Origin of the sequence: Brevundimonas sp. Leaf280, from assembly GCF_001422455.1 — a bacterium.
Lineage (GTDB): Bacteria > Pseudomonadota > Alphaproteobacteria > Caulobacterales > Caulobacteraceae > Brevundimonas.
In genome coordinates this window covers 1-14,983 of record NZ_LMNC01000005.1, presented here as the reverse complement: position 1 = coordinate 14,983, position 14,983 = coordinate 1, and the positions used below count along the sequence as shown (strand labels likewise).

Genomic DNA, 14,983 nt, shown 5'->3' with positions numbered 1-14,983 from the left:
GCCTTTTGCATGACCCGCCGTGGACTGTTCGCGCCTGCCCTTGGGCTTCTCGCCGCCGCCTGCTCGCCGCTGAGCCTGCTGAACACCCTGGGACCGAGGGACGGCGGCGTGCGACGCGTCGCGCGCGACATTCCCTATGGCGACGATCCTCGCCAGCAGATGGATCTCTACGCGCCGACCGCGCCTGGCCCCTATCCGACGCTGGTCTTCTTCTATGGCGGCGGCTGGGATTCAGGCTCGCGCAGCCAGTATGGCTGGGCGGCGCAAGCCTTGACGGCGCGCGGATTCGTGGTCGCCCTGCCGGACTACCGCGTCGTGCCCCAGGTCGTCTTCCCGGCCTTCATCGAGGACGCGGCCGCAGCAACGGCCAAGGCGGCAGAGGTGGTCGGTCAATACGGCGGCGATCCGGCGCGGCTTGGCGTGCTGGGCCATTCGGCGGGTGCGCATCTGGCGATGATGATCGCCTTGGACCGACGCTATATGGCCGCCGTCGGCCGTCCGGATCTGATCAAGGCGGCGGCAGGTCTCGCGGGCCCCTACGACTTTCTGCCGTTCGACGTGGCGGCGTCGCAGAACGCCTTCGGCCGTGCGCCGGACCCGACCCTGACCCAGCCCGTCACCTTCGTGCGCGCCGACGCCCCGCCGATCTGGCTGGGCCACGGCACGGCCGACACAGTGGTCCACGACGAGGACACGGTCATTCTGGATGATCGGATACGCGCGGTGGGCGGGCGCTCGGAGGCCAAGCTCTATCCGGGTCTGGACCACGCCGACCTGATCGCGACCTTCTCGCCGCTGTTCCGCAAGAAGGCGACGGTGCTGGCCGATGTGACGGAGTTCTTCCACCGCCAGCTGGAGTCGGGCTCGCCAAGACAAGCCTGATTATCTACCTTGCCAAGGTCGTGTTTTTCTTCACAACTTCCATTTCAATGGAGGTTTCCCGATGAATTCCCTGATGCCTCAATCCTCCATCAAGGCTTCGCAGCAGTCCAGGCAGCGGATCGCCTATAATACGGCTCTTAATCTGGAGCATTTCAGCGACCCTGCCTTCATGGCGTCGATGCGAGAGATATTTCACCATCTGGCGCTAAACTACGCCGACTATCCTTCGGGCAACGAGGTGGCCAAGGTCTGGGAAGTGGTTCAGGCGGTTCGCGGTCTGAGGGACTTCGGCGCGTTGACGCGCAGTTCAGATGTGCTCGGCGTCGCGGCCGGCCATGAGCATACCGTCTTCTACCTGACCAACTATGTCGCCCGCGTCTTCGCCACCGATCTCTATTTCGGCAATGAGGACTGGAACGAAGCCAAGACCGCCATGCTGGTCTCGCCCGAGAATTTCGCCATTCCGGGCATGGTCTGGAACCCCAAGCGACTGGTCGTCCAGCATATGGATGCGCTGAACCTTCGCTACGACGACAGCACCTTCAACGGCATCTTCTCCTGCGGGTCGCTCGAACATTTCGGCACGCTCCAGAATGTGGCGCGCGCGGTGTCCGAGATGGCGCGGGTCCTGAAGCCCGGGGGGATACTGACCTTGTCGACCGAGTTTCGGATCAGCGGGCCTGACACCTTCGGCTATCCCGGCACGCTGATCTTCACGCCTGACATGCTTATGGAGCATGTCATAATGCCCAGCGGCTTGGCGCCGGTCGACGATTTCCAGGGCGATGTCAGCGTGGCGACGGTGGCGTCCGCCTATCCGATTTCTGAAGCAATCGAATCCGGTACGCGGTCGCGGTCGATCGCTCTACAAAACCACGGCTTCATCTGGACCTCAGCGTCGCTCTGCTTGCGCAAAGACTAGCCGGTCAGATGGTGCGGGCGGCCGGGGTCGAACCGGCACTCCTTTCGGAACTGGATTTTGAGTCCAGCGCGTCTACCAATTCCACCACGCCCGCAGCGGAAGGACCGCCTCATGCCACAGAGCGGTGAGGCGGGTCTAGTGCCCGTGATCTATCCTTGGACGTTGAACGTCATTCGTGTGGTGAATGTCCCGCCAGCCTGGATCGGTCTGCCATCAATCTGACGGAGCCGGCCTGTGCGGATTGCCTGAAGGGCGTAACGTCCGAAGCCTGAGCGAGTGGGTTGCTCATCGAGCAGTATGCAGTTTTGGGGACGTCCCCGAGAGTCCACATTGCACTGAATGAGAACGTTAGCGCTAGTGACCGACGGCATGGGCGACGGCACGCCCAGTTGTGGCGGTCTGTCCCAAACCACGGCCGAGACGCTGGGATCGTAAGTCATGTCGGAGGCGCTTTGCAGCGGAACTCCGCATTCGGTCATAACCGTCGTGAGCAGAGTAGGATCGGCAGGCAATGCCAGTTCGTAACGGCGGGCGGGCGTGGAGCCCTCGCCTGGCACGCGGACAGTAAGCTGCGATGTGTTCAGCAGACGACGGGCGTATACAGCAGGTGCTGTGGAGAGAGCGGTGGTTCGTTCACCTATAGGTGAGACCACCCAATCGCTCGAACGCAGAGTGTCATCCGACAGATTAACCTCCAGCTTCCTGTAGGTAGCGTCGGGTGGCGCTGTAGGCAGGCCGGTTAGCGATAGTATGAAGCTGCGATTCCGGCAGATTGCTGACACCGTTACGCCTACGTCGTATTCGATGTAGGCCATGCTCAGACTGTCCCGCTTTGCAATCGACCAAGCCAGATTAGGCGCTGCGGTCTGAGCCAAAGTCAGCAACAGGGCGGTGATCACGCCGCGACTTCCACGTGGCTGTCCGTGCCGCCGGACTGGATGCGGCGTGCGCGGATGTACATTTCGACACGCTGCATCACGATCAGGCCCATGGCGAAGACCAGGAAGGCGTCAGTGACGGCCAGGGCGTTCAGGTGCCAGGCGGCGGCATGGCTTTCGATCAGGTCGCGCAGCAGCGACCGGCCGGCGAACAGCACGACCAGCAGGATCAGACCCAGCGGCGAGGCCTGGGCCATCAGGGAGCCGTCCGGCTCCTTTTCGATGGTGACGGTCTTGCCGCGATACCAGCCGGCGACGCCGCCCAAGATCCCGCCGATGGCCAGCACCGCCCAGGCGTCGGGACCGAACGGCGCATGGGCCATGTTCGGGTTCTGGGCCGTGCCCCATAGCCCCAGGCCGATCAGCGGCAGGACGATGGCCGGCATGACCCACAGCAGTTGCGGCTTCAGTACCCGCTTCCGACGGTTCTTCAGCAGCACGACCACCAGCATGATCGGGATCATGAGCAGCGGGATCAGTTTTTCAGGCGGCACGTCGTCTCTCCCCAAAGACCGGATGCGGCCTCCCCCGAGACCGCTCTCAGCACCCTAGCGGCGTCAATCCGCGCTGGATAGCGGCGCTACGGTCTGTTCGATGGCGCCGAAGATCGAATGATGACGCTCGTCCAGCATCTCGATGCGCACCGTGTCGCCGTGTTTCAGGAAGGGCGTCTCGGCCGCGCCGCGCAGGATCGTCTCGACCGTGCGGACCTCGGCGATGCAGGAGTAGCCCAGGCCGCCTTCCGAGACCGGCTTGCCGGGGCCGCCGTCGGCATCCTTGTTCGACACCGTGCCTGAACCGATGATGGTTCCGGCGCCCAGCGAGCGGGTCTTGGCCAGATGGGCGATCAGGGTTCCGAAGTCGAAGGTCATGTCGACGCCGGCGTCGGCCTTGCCGAAGTCCTGGCCATTCAGCTGAACGTTCAGCGCGCCGTGCAGCTTGCCGTCCTTGAAGCGATCGCCCAGGGCCTTGGGCGTGACCAGAACGGGCGACAGGGCGCTGGCGGGCTTGGACTGGACGAAGCCGAAACCCTTGGCCAGTTCGGCAGGGATCAGATTGCGCAGGCTCACGTCGTTGACCAGGCCGACCAGGCGAATGGCATCGAGCGCCTGTTCGCGCGTCGCGCCCTGCGGCACGTCGCCGACGACCACCACGATCTCGGCCTCCAGGTCGCAGCCCCAGGCCTCGTCGGCTAGCGGGATCGGATCGCGCGGCGACAGGAAGCTGTCGGAGCCGCCCTGATACATCAGCGGGTCGGTCCAGAAGCTCTCGGGCATTTCGGCGCCGCGCGCCTTACGAACCAGTTCGACGTGGTTCACATAGGCCGAGCCGTCCGCCCACTGATAGGCGCGGGGCAGGGGCGAGGCGGCGTCGCGTTCGTGGAAGCGGCCGCGCGGCACGGCCTCATGCTCCAGGCTTTCGGCCAAGGCCTCGAGGCGAGGACCGCAGCGGTCCCAGTCATCCAGCGCCGCCTGCAGCGTCGGGGCGATCAGGAAGGCGTCGGTGAACCAGTTCAGGTCCTGCGAGACGACAACGAGGCGGCCGTCGCGGCCGTGCTTGAGCGAGGCGAGTTTCATGACCAAGGCCTAGACCGGATTTGCGATGTTGGGAACGGCGGAATCAGTCGGCGGCCGTCAGCAGGGCGCGGGCCTCGGCGCCGGTGCGGGCGGCGCGGTCACGGACCTCGACCTCGACGATGACGCCGCCTTCGGGCTCGACGGCCCACAGGTAGCGGCGCTCGACCTCGACCGTGCGGCCGGAGGGGGCGAAACCCTCGTAGCTGTCGCCCCAGGGCGTGATCTTCCTGACCTCGACGAAGGGCATGGCGCAGGCGGCGTCCAGCTCCTCGTTGGCCATCACGGTCAGTTCGTCATCGGAAGCAGGCATGGGTCTCGGTCTTGGAAAAAGAGAGTCTAATTCGTCTAATTGGTCTGAAATCCACTTTCGTCATCCTCCGACAAGCCGCGCCAGCGGCTCAGATCGGGGGACCCAGCGGCGCCGAAGGCGATGCGTCCGCTACGAGAACGGAAAAGGCTCGTCCGCGACAGGTTCACGCTCTCGCGCCGCTGGGTCCCCCGGTTCCGCTGCGCGGCCCGGAGGATGACGAAAGTACAAGGAGTTCACCTTTCGTCGGCGTAGATGGCGACGCGGGCGGGGCCGGTCGAGGAGATGGCCCCTCGATACATACCTGGCGTGTTCATGTGCAGCCAAGCTTCACCGCCGCGGGTCATGACGATAACCCCTCCTGAGCCGCCCATAGCCGCAACCTCCCGGAGTTCGTGGTCGATGACGATAAAATCGGGATTGCGTGGATGAGCGAGACAAATGTCGTGGTGGGAACTCGGCTGACATCGCGACGATCGTGCCTGACGGTCGGCCCGCAACTCAGGTGACAAGGCCGCCTCGGCGGCGATGCCCGCGCAGATGTCGCGGGCGACGGTGGCGCGGATGAAATATTCGCCGTCGCCGGTGGCGGATACCGCGCAGCCGTCGGCGTTTGAGGCGTAGGTGCCAGCGCCGATGATCGGCACGTCCCCGACCCGTCCCCAGCGTTTGGCGGTCATGCCGCCGGTCGAGGTGGCGGCGGCGAGACGGCCCTGGCTGTCCAGCGCCACGGCGCCGACCGTGCCGAACTTCTTTTCGTTCAGGGGCGGGGCGATTTCGGCCTGAGCGCCCGGTAGAGGCGCGCCGACGGGGCGTTCGGGGATCGGCTGTCCGGCCTCGGTCAGGGCTTTAACCAGTCCCTGCCAGCGGCGCTCGGTGAAGAAGAAGGCCGGATCGACCTGCTCCAACCCGACCGAGGCGGCGAAGGCGTCGGCGCCGGTTCCGATCAGCATGACGTGGGGCGACTTCTCCATCACGGCGCGGGCGGCGGCGACGGGGTGACGGGTAGTGGTCAGGCCGGCGACCGACCCGGCGGTCAGGTCCGATCCGTTCATGACGGCGGCGTCGAGCTCGTTACGGCCGGCCGCGGTGAAGACCGCGCCGCGCCCGGCGTTGAACAGGGGATCATCCTCCATGACCTGAACGGCGGCCTCGACGGCATCCAGCGCCGAGCCGCCGCCTTTCAGCACAGCCGAACCGGCGTCCAGCGCGCCTTGCAGCGCCGCGCGATAGGCCGCGTCCTGTTCCGGCGTCAGGCTGGACCGCTCGATCACGCCCGCCCCGCCGTGGATCGCCAGGGACCATTGCGGCGCGGCGTCCTGGGCGTACGCCGAGGAAAAACACAGTGCAAAGAGTGCAATCAGTGCCGAAAAGGCGATGCGCATCGTGAACCTCCTCCGCGCCGAAAACACAGTGCAATCGGTGCACTTTCCTCAGAGACGCCGGTCGGTCGCAGTGTAACGCCGCGTTCGGGCGTGTCAGGTCGATTGGCTAAAGAAAATCGGAAGGATTGAAAGATCAGTGGGTTGGTTCGTGCGATAGGATGGTTTGCCGACCCGGGCCGAAGCCGCCCGATTCGAACTGCTGCTGCGTCAACTGTTTGGGCAGCGAAGATACCCTCGGACGGCGTAGTAGCCGATGGTTGTGGCATCTTTCGGTAGGCCTATGGTGCTGATCTCGGCGTAAGGCCAGCACCGTTCCGGATCGATAGTTGCCGAAACCGCGGTCGGAAGCAGGTGGACGCGTTGTCCGCAGATGCCGTTTTCGGTGACCTGGGGTTTTGGTATCTCAACCAGCAAGCCGTCCGCAGTGCAGAAGCTCAACGGCGCAATATCCGGATTTCTTGTCCGACTAGCCACCGTCTGCGGGTGGGTCAGCGTATGTTCCGCAATAAGAGCGCGCTGCGCCGACTCGAAGCTGCTGGGCAACGGACCGTATGTGACGGTGGGGACGCAAGACGCGAGTATTACAGACGCAGCAACTGCAAAGACCGGGCCAACCTTGTTGACTCTGCGCCCCAGGGGCTTTGCATTCGCCATGAGAAACCTTCGCTAGAAATGGTCCGCTTTCCACCCATAGCAGGTTCCAGTTTGGCCTGCTCCTCGCATGGTCCAAACCGCCTGCCTCACCCCCGGTGGTGCAGCCGCTTCCACACCTGATAGCCGACGATGGGGGCGAAGCCGCAGAGGAGGGCGGCGATCAGGACCATCCAGAAGCCGCCGCCCAGCCAGTATTCGCCGGCCAGGGCCCCGGCGCCGGCCGCCAGGACCGGGCCGAGCCAGGGCAGCCAGGTCGGCGGCCGCATCGTCATTCAGGCGTCGACCTTGATGACGCCGCGACGGATCTGGTCCAGCTCGATGGAGTCGAACAGGGCCTGGAAGTTGCCGTTGCCGAAGCCTTCGTTGCCCTTGCGCTGGATGATCTCGAAGAAGATCGGGCCGAAGGTGTCCTGGGTGAAGATTTGCAGCAGCAGGCCTTCCTCGTCCGAACCGTCGATCAGGATGCGGTTCTTGCGCATCCGCTCCACGTCCTCGCCATGGTTGGGCAGGCGTTTGTCGATCAGTTCGAAATAGGTCTCGATAGTGTCCTGGAAGGCGACGCCGCGTTCCTTCATCGCCTCGACCGTCTCGAAGATGTTCTCGGTCGTCAGGGCGATGTGCTGGATGCCCTCACCGTTGTAGCGACGGATGAACTCCTCGATCTGGGAGTTCTCGTCCTGGCTTTCGTTCAGCGGGATGCGGATGGCGCGGTCGGGCGCGATCATGGCCTGGGAGAACAGACCCGTCGCCTTGCCCTTGATGTCGAAATACTTCTGCTCTTCGAAGTTGAAGATCGAGTTGTAGAAGCCCGACCAGGTGCGCATCTGACCGCGCCGGACGTTGTGCGTCAGGTGGTCCAGGATCTCCAGGCCCATCGAGTTCTTGCGCTCGGCCTCTTCCCAGCCCTCGATCTCGTCCCAGGCGTCATAGAGCGAGCCGGCGTCGCCGTACTGGTCGATGACGTAGAGCAGCGAGCCGCCGATGCCTTGCAGAATGTAGGGGTAGTCGTCGCCCAGCGCGCCGCCGGCGGCGTCCGTCGAGGCGACGGCGCCGCGGGCCAGGGCACCCTCATAGGCGGCCTTGGCGTCGGTGGTGCGGAAGGCCATGCCGTTGGCGGATGGGCCGTGATCCTTGGCGAAGTCGGCGGCCTGACCCTTGGGCGAGCGTTGCACCAGGAAGCTGATATCGCCCTGCTTCAGGCGCACCACGTCGGTCTTGGGGTTCACGTGCGTCTGGGTGAAGCCCATCAGCTCCAGGCGCGAAATCATCGCCTCGGGCTCGGGGCCGGTGAATTCGACGAACTCGAAACCGTCGACGCCGAGGGGGTTTTCGAGGTCGATCTGTTCCGCCGTAGCCTGATCTTGGGCCTGGGTCATGTCGTTCATGGCGCGTCTCCCGCGTGATCTTGAGGGCGGTCTGGCCGCCGATTGGCGCGGAACCTAGTCACAGAAGACGACGGAGCCAAGACGAAGCCACGGGGTCGTGATGACGGGCGGCCCTCAGCGCGTTGCGCTCAGCGCAGGACGGGCTCGGGATCGACCAGCCGGACGTCGTGCATCTGATCCAGATAGGCCTCGTAGTAGCCCTTGTGCGAGGCGCCGACGATGGTCAGCATCCGCGTGCCCGGATAGAGGCCAAGGACATCGCGCATATTGGCGACCATGCGCAGATTGCGGGTCTCCCAATAGCCGAGGTAGCGCCGGCCGAAGGCCTGCGGCGACGGCTCGACCAGGGTGGCGCCGAAGTCGGACTGATAGGTCAGGGTCGGCGTCGTCGGCGCATTATAGGCGCGGTACATGCGCAGCACGCCGTCGGGCTGATCGAGGGCGGCGCCCAATTCCGCGTCCTGCGTTCGCCGGGTCTGGCTGGCGGGATTGTTCCATGCGCCCATGATGGCGTCGGCATAGGCCTTCTTCTCGACGGGGTCGGTCGGGTCGGGCGTGTCGGCGGAGTGGTCGTCGACGCTCCACAGCCGCTCCAGTCCCAGCCGTGCGGCCAAAGGCGCAGAGATCAGATAGGTCTCGTTGGCCCGGTCCTTGATCCGGTTCAGCACGGCGACCAGGGCGTCGTTCAGGCCGTCGCCAACAGTGCGGTCCTCCGGCGCGAGTCGAAGCCATTGGACCAGAGCCGATCCTCGCTCGCCGGCCGCCAGGAAGACCGCCGCCAGATGACGTCTCTGGGACGCCGTGGGCTGGGCGGGCCACTCGGCCAGCAGCCGCTCGGCCTCGGCGTTGGCGGCGGGTACGTCCAGACCGGTCGCCAGGGCGGCGGGAGCGGGATCCCAGCAATAGGTTTCGACCGTCTCGGCATACCGCGACGGATAGCGACGCAGACTGTCGCATTGCAGGCCGGACAGGTCCTCCGTCGCGATGGCGGTCGGCTTCCACGCCGCCAGCCGATCCAGCAGCGGCGACAGGCTTTCGACCTTGAAGCCGTCGCCCATGTTCGACAGGTGCGGCGTGCCCAGCACCAGCACCTCGTTCAGCGCGCCGGCGGGCGGTCCCTTCAACTGATCGGGATGGAAGGGTTGGCGGTAGTCTTGGGCGGTTGCGGGCAGGGCGACGGCCAGCAGCGCGCCGACGGCGACGAACAGGATGCGGGAGGAACGAAGAGGCAAGGCCATGACACGCCGTGAAAGGAATTTGAGAAGGATCGACCGTCGGTCGGTCACGCCACCTTCCACGGATCACCGCCCGGGCGCCCGTTAATTCTTGGACATCTAAGGCTACGCTTGCAGCGTTGAAACCTGTGTCTGCGTCAGCCCGGCAGCCAGCGCGTGGCCCATTCGGCGCCCATCAGAAGGCCGGTCCCGAGCGCGCCCAGGATGGTCAGCCACACGGTGGTTACGGCGCAGCCCGCGAGGACGAACAGGCCGTCGCGCTGGATCAGGCCGACCGACAGCAAGGCCAGGGCGATGGACGGGATGGTGTTGGTCAGCGGCATGACGATGGTGACGGTCGCCAGGATCATGAAGACGGCGGCCAGCTTCTCGCCCGGCCCATCGGCGAAGCGGCGCAGGCGGGGGCGCGACAGCCGGTCGATCCAGCCCAGTTTGGTCTCGGCGAAATCGGCCATGGCCTTCAGCCACGATCCTTTGCACCGCAGGTTCAGGAACCAGCGCGGCAGCCAAGGCTCCTCACGCCCGACCAGCATCTGGCCGGCCAGCAGGATGACGATCAGCCCGACCACCTGCGGCACGCCGTAAAGGCCCGGCACCAGACAAGGGATGGAGAGCAGCAGGATCAACAGGCCGTAGGCGCGCTCGTCCAGCCGGTCGCGGATTTCGTGCAGGGTCAGGCCTGCGTCGCCGCCGTCGTCGGCCAGCCGCCGCAGCAGCCGGGTGACGTTATGGCTGACGTCGTCCTGCTGGACCGTGGACGGGGAAGCGGCGGGGGTCGTCATTCAGGCGCTCTAGCAGGTGGACGTGACGGCCGAGGATGACGCAACGCCGCAGGGGTGCTAACGCGCCGTACCGCCTTAAGGATCGCCATGCTGCGCAAACTCTATGACCGCGTCTTCGACCTGGCGCGCAGCCGCCATGCGACTAAGGCCCTGGCGGTCGTCTCCTTCGCCGAGAGTTCGTTCTTTCCGATCCCGCCCGACGTGATGCTGGCGCCCATGATCCTGGCGCGGCCGCAGAAGGCGTATTTCTACGCCGCCGTCTGCACCGTGGCGTCGGTGCTGGGCGGGATTCTCGGCTATGCGATCGGCTATTTCCTGACCGATTTGGGTCTGGCGATCATGCGGGTGCTGGGCCATTCGGACGGGCTGGAGCAGTTCCGCGTCTGGTTCGATCAGTGGGGCCTGTGGGTCATTCTGATCAAGGGGCTGACGCCCATTCCCTACAAGCTGGTGACCATCGCCTCGGGCCTGGCGGCGTTCAGCTTTCCGGTCTTCATGGCTGCGTCGGTCGTAACGCGAGGCGGACGGTTCTTCCTGGAGGCGTGGATCCTGAAACGCTGGGGGCCGGCCATGCTGGCGCAGGTCGAACAGCGGCTGGCGATGTGGAGCGTGATCGGACTGGTCGCGCTGGTCGCGCTGATCGTCGTCCTGAAGCTTCTGTAAGTCGACGGCGCGTTCGGGGCGGGGTAAGACCGTTTCAAGATGATCGATGTCTATCGCCTTCTGACCCGTTGGTGGACCGCCTTCGCCCTGGCCGCGTCGTTGGCCATGCTGGGCGCGGCCCATGCGTTCGAACGGTTCGGCGGCCTTGCGCCCTGCAACCTGTGTCTGAAGCAGCGCGAGGTCTATTGGGGCGCGGTGGTCGTCGCGGTGCTGGCCACGGGTTGGACCCTGTTCAGCGGCGGACGCCGGGGCACGCCGCGCATCGCCGCCTTCCTGCTGGCGGCCGTGTTCGCCACAGGCGCCATCACGGCCATCTTCCACATGGGCGGCGAATACAAATGGTGGGCGCTGCCTGCGACCTGTTCGTCCGTCGGCGGCTCGGTCGATATGGACAGTCTGACGGCGCTGGCCATGGGCACGGGGCCGGTGACCAAGGTGATTGGCTGCGGCGATGTGGCCTGGAGCTGGCTGGGTCTGTCGATGGCAGGATGGAACGCGATCATCGCCTCGGCGCTTGCGGTGTTCAGCCTGTTGGCGGCGAAACGTCCCAAGGACGCCCGCGCGCCCCGGATCGAAAAGGCCTGATGCGATGAGCCATTCCATTCCGCTTCCCCGTCCCGGTCAGGGCGCCGACAAGGCGCGGATGGACGAAATCCTGCGTGTCGACCACGCCGGGGAATATGCGGCCGTCCTGATCTATCGCGCCCAGAAGGCGGTGTTCGAAGGGCGCAAGGGGCGTGACGGCATCGCCCAGGACCTGGCGGAGATGCAGGACCAGGAGGCGGTGCATCTGGCGCGCTTCGAACGGCTGCTGAACGAGCGGCGGGTGCGCCCCACGGTCATGACGCCCCTGTGGCGCATCGCCGCCTCGGCCCTGGGCGCCGGCACGGCCCTGATGGGTGAAAAGGCGGCGCACGCCTGCACCGAGGCGGTCGAGAGCGTGATCGAGAAACACTATGCCGACCAGATCGCCGAGATCGGCGACCGCGACCCGGCCCTGGCCGCCGAGCTGAAACAGTTCCGCGACGAGGAGCTAGCCCACCACGACCACGCCATCGAACACGGCAGCCGCGAAGCGCCCGCCTATCGCCTACTGTCCGGCGTGATCAAGGTGGGCTGCAAGGCGGCGATCAAGATCAGCGAGCGGATCTAAATCATCTCCTCCCTGTGGAGCGGGGAGGGGGACCGCGAAGCGGTGGAGGGGCTATTGAAGTCCCATAGACGTTTGCGATGCGGCGAAGAGCCCCTCCGTCTCTCCGCTTCGCTACGAGCCACCTCCCCATGAAATAGGGAGGAGACAATTGGTTTCTCTCAATAGATCTCGAACAATCCCGCAGCCCCCATGCCGCCGCCGATGCACATGGTGACGACGCCGTATTTGGCTCCGCGACGCTTGCCCTCGATCAGGACGTGGCCGGTCATGCGGGCGCCGGACATGCCGTAGGGGTGGCCGATGGAGATGGCGCCGCCCGAGACGTTCAGGCGGTCGTCGGGAATGCCCAGCGTGTCTTGGCAATACAGAACCTGGGCCGCGAAGGCCTCGTTGAGTTCCCAGATGCCGATGTCGTCCATCGTCAGGCCGTGGCGCTTCAGCAGTTTGGGCACGGCATAGACCGGGCCGATGCCCATTTCGTCCGGCTCGCAGCCGGCGACGGCCATGCCGCGATAGGCGCCGAGCGGTTGCAGATTGCGCTTCACCGCCTCTCCGGCCTCCATAACGACGCAGGCCGAGGCGCCGTCGGACAGCTGGGAGGCGTTGCCGGCGGTGACGAACTCGCCCGTCTGGATCTCCTCGCCGCCGCCGAAGACGGGCTTTAGGGCCTTCAGTCCTTCCAGCGTCGTGTCGGGACGATTGCCCTCGTCCTTGGAGAGTGTGACCTCTTTCGATGAGGCCTGGCCGGTCGCCTTGTCCATGACCAGCATGGCGGTGGTCATGGGCACGATCTCGGCGTCGAACCGACCGGCGTCTTGGGCGGCGGCGGTGCGCTGCTGGGACTTCAGCGCATATTCATCCTGGCGGTCGCGGCTGACGCCGTAGCGGCGCGACACCACCTCGGCGGTCTCCAGCATCGACATATAGATGTGGGGCGACAGCTTCAGCAGCGCCTCATCCTTCATCCGGTACAGGTTCATATTCTGGTTCTGGACCAGGGAGATGCTTTCGAGCCCGCCGCCGACCGCCATCTTCTGCTGATCGAAGACGACCTGTTTCGCCGCCGTGGCGATGCCCATCAGGCCCGAGGCGCACTGGCGGTCCAGGCTCATGCCGGGAACAGAAGAGGGCAGGCCGGCGGCGAGCGCGATCTGGCGCGCGACGTTGGTGCCGGTCGAACCCTGCTGCAGGGCCGCGCCCATGATCACGTCCTCGATCTCGGCCGGATCGACCCCGGCGCGCTGGACCGCATGTTTCACCGCATGGGCGCCGAGCTGCTGCGCCTGCGTGTCGTTAAAGGCGCCGCGATAGGCGCGCCCGATGGGGGTGCGGGCGGTGGAGACGATGACGGCTTCGCGCATGGATGCTCTCTTCGCTTGGCCTATCGCGCTTTGCGCTGCTTGAGGCCGTTCCTGTTTGGCCTGCCGCGCTTTCGCGCTGCTTGATGCCGGTTTCCTCTGAAGCGAAGTTAGGCGCCTCACGTCGCGTCAACGCAAGGCGCCTTGTTGTTCAACCGCCGTGCGCCTTCTGGGCTTTTGTCAGTTCGATCATGCCCTGGGCGGCGCCCATCTCTGGGACAATCTCGCCCGCGCGGTCCGAGATGGCGTCGAAGCGGGCGGCGACCTGTTCGGGCGCATCGTCGCCGGTGACGAAGTCGCCTTGGGTCAGGGTGATATAGGCGCGCTCGAATCCGCCGGCGCCGGCGGCCAGAATGGCGCGGCTCGGCGCCTCCTGGCTCACCAGGTAAAGTAGGCCGGGCGTGACCAGGGCCGGGGCGAGCGCCTCCAGCGGCAGGACGGCGCCCAGATCCTCGGTCATGCGGGTGTGTGCGGTGGGCGCCAGGCAGTTGACGCGGATGTCGTTCTTGGCTCCCTCGATCGACAGGGTCTGCATCAGGCCGACCAGGGCCATCTTAGCCGCGCCATAGTTCGACTGGCCGAAGTTGCCATACAGGCCCGACGACGAGGTCGTCATCACGATCCGGCCGTAGTTCTGCCCGCGCATGATCTCCCACACCGCCTTTGTGCAGTTGACCGCCCCCATCAGGTGGACGTCGACGACGAAGCGGAAGTCCTCGATCTCCATCTTGGCGAAGGTCTTGTCACGCAGGACGCCGGCGTTGTTCACCAGGATGTCGATCCGGCCCCATTTCGCCATGGCCTGATCGACCATGGCCTGGACTGCGGCAAAGTCCGTCACCGAGGCCGCATTGGCGATGGCCTCGCCGCCGGCCGCCTCGATTTCAGCGACCACCGATTCCGCCGCCGTCGCCGAACCGCCGGAACCGTCGCGGGCGCCGCCCAGGTCATTGACCACCACCTTGGCCCCGCGCGCCGCGAGAGCGAGCGCGTGTTCGCGCCCCAAGCCGCCGCCGGCCCCCGTCACGATCGCCACCTGTCCGTCAAACCGCATCGCCATAATCGTTTCCTTTCGCCGGCGCCCAATGTGTTGAAACGGCGCCACAGTCGACACAATCGTAGCTCAGGCGCGGAACCGTGCGCCAGCCACGCCGTTCGGTCCCGTGAATGCTGTGCTATTGCGCAGCTTCGCGCATTCACACAGTGAGGAAGCTATGAAGCTCAAACTTCTCGCCTCCGTTGCCGCCGCCGGACTGTTCGCAGCCGGCGCCGCATCGGCGGAACCCAATGGTTGGTACGGCGCCATCGACGCCGGCTACCACATGATCGACGATATCAACGCTGAATCGTCCACGACCGGCGCCAACTGGAACTGGGAAGTGAACGACGGCTGGGCGGCGTTCGCTCGCCTCGGCTACCGTNATGATCGACGATATCAACGCTGAATCGTCCACGACCGGCGCCAACTGGAACTGGGAAGTGAACGACGGCTGGGCGGCGTTCGCTCGCCTCGGCTACCGTTTCAACCCGAACTGGCGCGTTGAACTGGAAGGCGGCTACCGCTCGGGTGACATCGGCCGCGTTCGCGCCGTCTCGGGCACCCAAGGCCTGTGCAACCTGACCCCGGCGACGGGCGGCTGCTTCTCGCCCGAAGGCGACATCGAATCCGCCACCCTGATGGCCAATGTCATCTATGACTTCGGCTTCGAATACTGTGGCTGGAGAGCCTGACATGGCGGCAC

The 14,983-nt window shown here is 65.5% G+C and carries 15 protein-coding genes, 1 tRNA gene and 1 pseudogene; 6 read left to right on the top strand and 11 right to left on the bottom strand.

What is annotated here, in order from left to right; genetic code table 11:
• Positions 1 to 9 precede the first annotated feature (9 nt).
• Positions 10 to 882 (top strand): alpha/beta hydrolase, encoded by an 873-nt coding sequence (locus ASF31_RS09860; RefSeq protein WP_055754493.1) that lies wholly within the window; start codon positions 10 to 12, stop codon positions 880 to 882.
• A 61-nt stretch (positions 883 to 943) separates the two neighbouring features.
• Positions 944 to 1,804, top strand: coding sequence for a class I SAM-dependent methyltransferase (locus ASF31_RS09855; protein ID WP_082465109.1), 861 nt, complete (start codon positions 944 to 946; stop codon positions 1,802 to 1,804).
• Between the two features lie 9 nt (positions 1,805 to 1,813).
• Here ASF31_RS09855 and ASF31_RS09850 read toward each other — a convergent pair.
• The 9 genes from ASF31_RS09850 to ASF31_RS09810 form a co-directional block, all read right to left on the bottom strand.
• Positions 1,814 to 1,898, bottom strand: a tRNA-Leu gene (locus ASF31_RS09850).
• Positions 1,899 to 2,699: 801 nt separating this feature from the next.
• Complete coding sequence (locus tag ASF31_RS09845; RefSeq protein ID WP_055754491.1) at positions 2,700 to 3,236, bottom strand: CcdC protein domain-containing protein; 537 nt, start codon at positions 3,234 to 3,236, stop codon at positions 2,700 to 2,702.
• Between the two features lie 63 nt (positions 3,237 to 3,299).
• Positions 3,300 to 4,319 (bottom strand): fumarylacetoacetate hydrolase family protein, encoded by a 1,020-nt coding sequence (locus ASF31_RS09840; RefSeq protein WP_055754490.1) that lies wholly within the window; start codon positions 4,317 to 4,319, stop codon positions 3,300 to 3,302.
• A gap of 43 nt (positions 4,320 to 4,362) precedes the next feature.
• Complete coding sequence (locus tag ASF31_RS09835; protein WP_017506239.1) at positions 4,363 to 4,629, bottom strand: hypothetical protein; 267 nt, start codon at positions 4,627 to 4,629, stop codon at positions 4,363 to 4,365.
• Positions 4,630 to 4,862: 233 nt separating this feature from the next.
• Entirely contained in the window at positions 4,863 to 6,011 is a 1,149-nt protein-coding gene (locus tag ASF31_RS09830; RefSeq protein ID WP_055754489.1) for an isoaspartyl peptidase/L-asparaginase family protein, read from the bottom strand.
• Between the two features lie 740 nt (positions 6,012 to 6,751).
• Positions 6,752 to 6,937, bottom strand: coding sequence for a hypothetical protein (locus ASF31_RS09825; protein WP_045810597.1), 186 nt, complete (start codon positions 6,935 to 6,937; stop codon positions 6,752 to 6,754).
• On the bottom strand, positions 6,938 to 8,050 hold the full coding sequence (hppD, locus tag ASF31_RS09820; protein WP_055754488.1) for a 4-hydroxyphenylpyruvate dioxygenase: 1,113 nt from the start codon (positions 8,048 to 8,050) through the stop codon (positions 6,938 to 6,940).
• Positions 8,051 to 8,178: 128 nt separating this feature from the next.
• Positions 8,179 to 9,288 (bottom strand): DUF5694 domain-containing protein, encoded by a 1,110-nt coding sequence (locus ASF31_RS09815; protein WP_055754487.1) that lies wholly within the window; start codon positions 9,286 to 9,288, stop codon positions 8,179 to 8,181.
• Positions 9,289 to 9,422: 134 nt separating this feature from the next.
• Positions 9,423 to 10,067 carry an exopolysaccharide biosynthesis protein gene (locus ASF31_RS09810; RefSeq protein WP_055754486.1) on the bottom strand — a complete coding sequence of 215 codons (645 nt, stop codon included), beginning with the start codon at positions 10,065 to 10,067 and terminating at the stop codon, positions 9,423 to 9,425.
• An 87-nt stretch (positions 10,068 to 10,154) separates the two neighbouring features.
• Between ASF31_RS09810 and ASF31_RS09805 the strand changes: the two genes are divergently transcribed.
• From ASF31_RS09805 to ASF31_RS09795, 3 genes are read left to right on the top strand one after another with little or no spacing between them, the layout of a single operon-like run.
• Positions 10,155 to 10,730: a YqaA family protein gene (locus tag ASF31_RS09805; protein WP_055754485.1), complete on the top strand. Its 576-nt coding sequence runs from the start codon at positions 10,155 to 10,157 to the stop codon at positions 10,728 to 10,730.
• Positions 10,731 to 10,769: 39 nt separating this feature from the next.
• Positions 10,770 to 11,315, top strand: coding sequence for a disulfide bond formation protein B (locus ASF31_RS09800; RefSeq protein WP_039246047.1), 546 nt, complete (start codon positions 10,770 to 10,772; stop codon positions 11,313 to 11,315).
• A gap of 4 nt (positions 11,316 to 11,319) precedes the next feature.
• A complete protein-coding gene (locus ASF31_RS09795) occupies positions 11,320 to 11,883 on the top strand; it encodes a demethoxyubiquinone hydroxylase family protein (protein WP_055754484.1) in 564 nt (187 codons plus the stop codon).
• Between the two features lie 158 nt (positions 11,884 to 12,041).
• Here the strand turns inward: ASF31_RS09795 and ASF31_RS09790 are convergent, their stop codons facing one another.
• Both ASF31_RS09790 and ASF31_RS09785 read right to left on the bottom strand, forming a co-directional pair.
• Positions 12,042 to 13,244, bottom strand: a complete 1,203-nt coding sequence (locus ASF31_RS09790) for an acetyl-CoA C-acyltransferase (RefSeq protein ID WP_055754483.1) — start codon at positions 13,242 to 13,244, stop codon at positions 12,042 to 12,044.
• A gap of 148 nt (positions 13,245 to 13,392) precedes the next feature.
• Positions 13,393 to 14,301, bottom strand: a complete 909-nt coding sequence (locus ASF31_RS09785) for an SDR family NAD(P)-dependent oxidoreductase (protein WP_055754482.1) — start codon at positions 14,299 to 14,301, stop codon at positions 13,393 to 13,395.
• Between the two features lie 362 nt (positions 14,302 to 14,663).
• On the opposite strand from ASF31_RS09785, the pseudogene ASF31_RS14755 reads away from it, so the two are divergent.
• A pseudogene (locus tag ASF31_RS14755) lies at positions 14,664 to 14,972 on the top strand (porin family protein); the annotation flags it as partial.
• Positions 14,973 to 14,983: the final 11 nt, after the last annotated feature.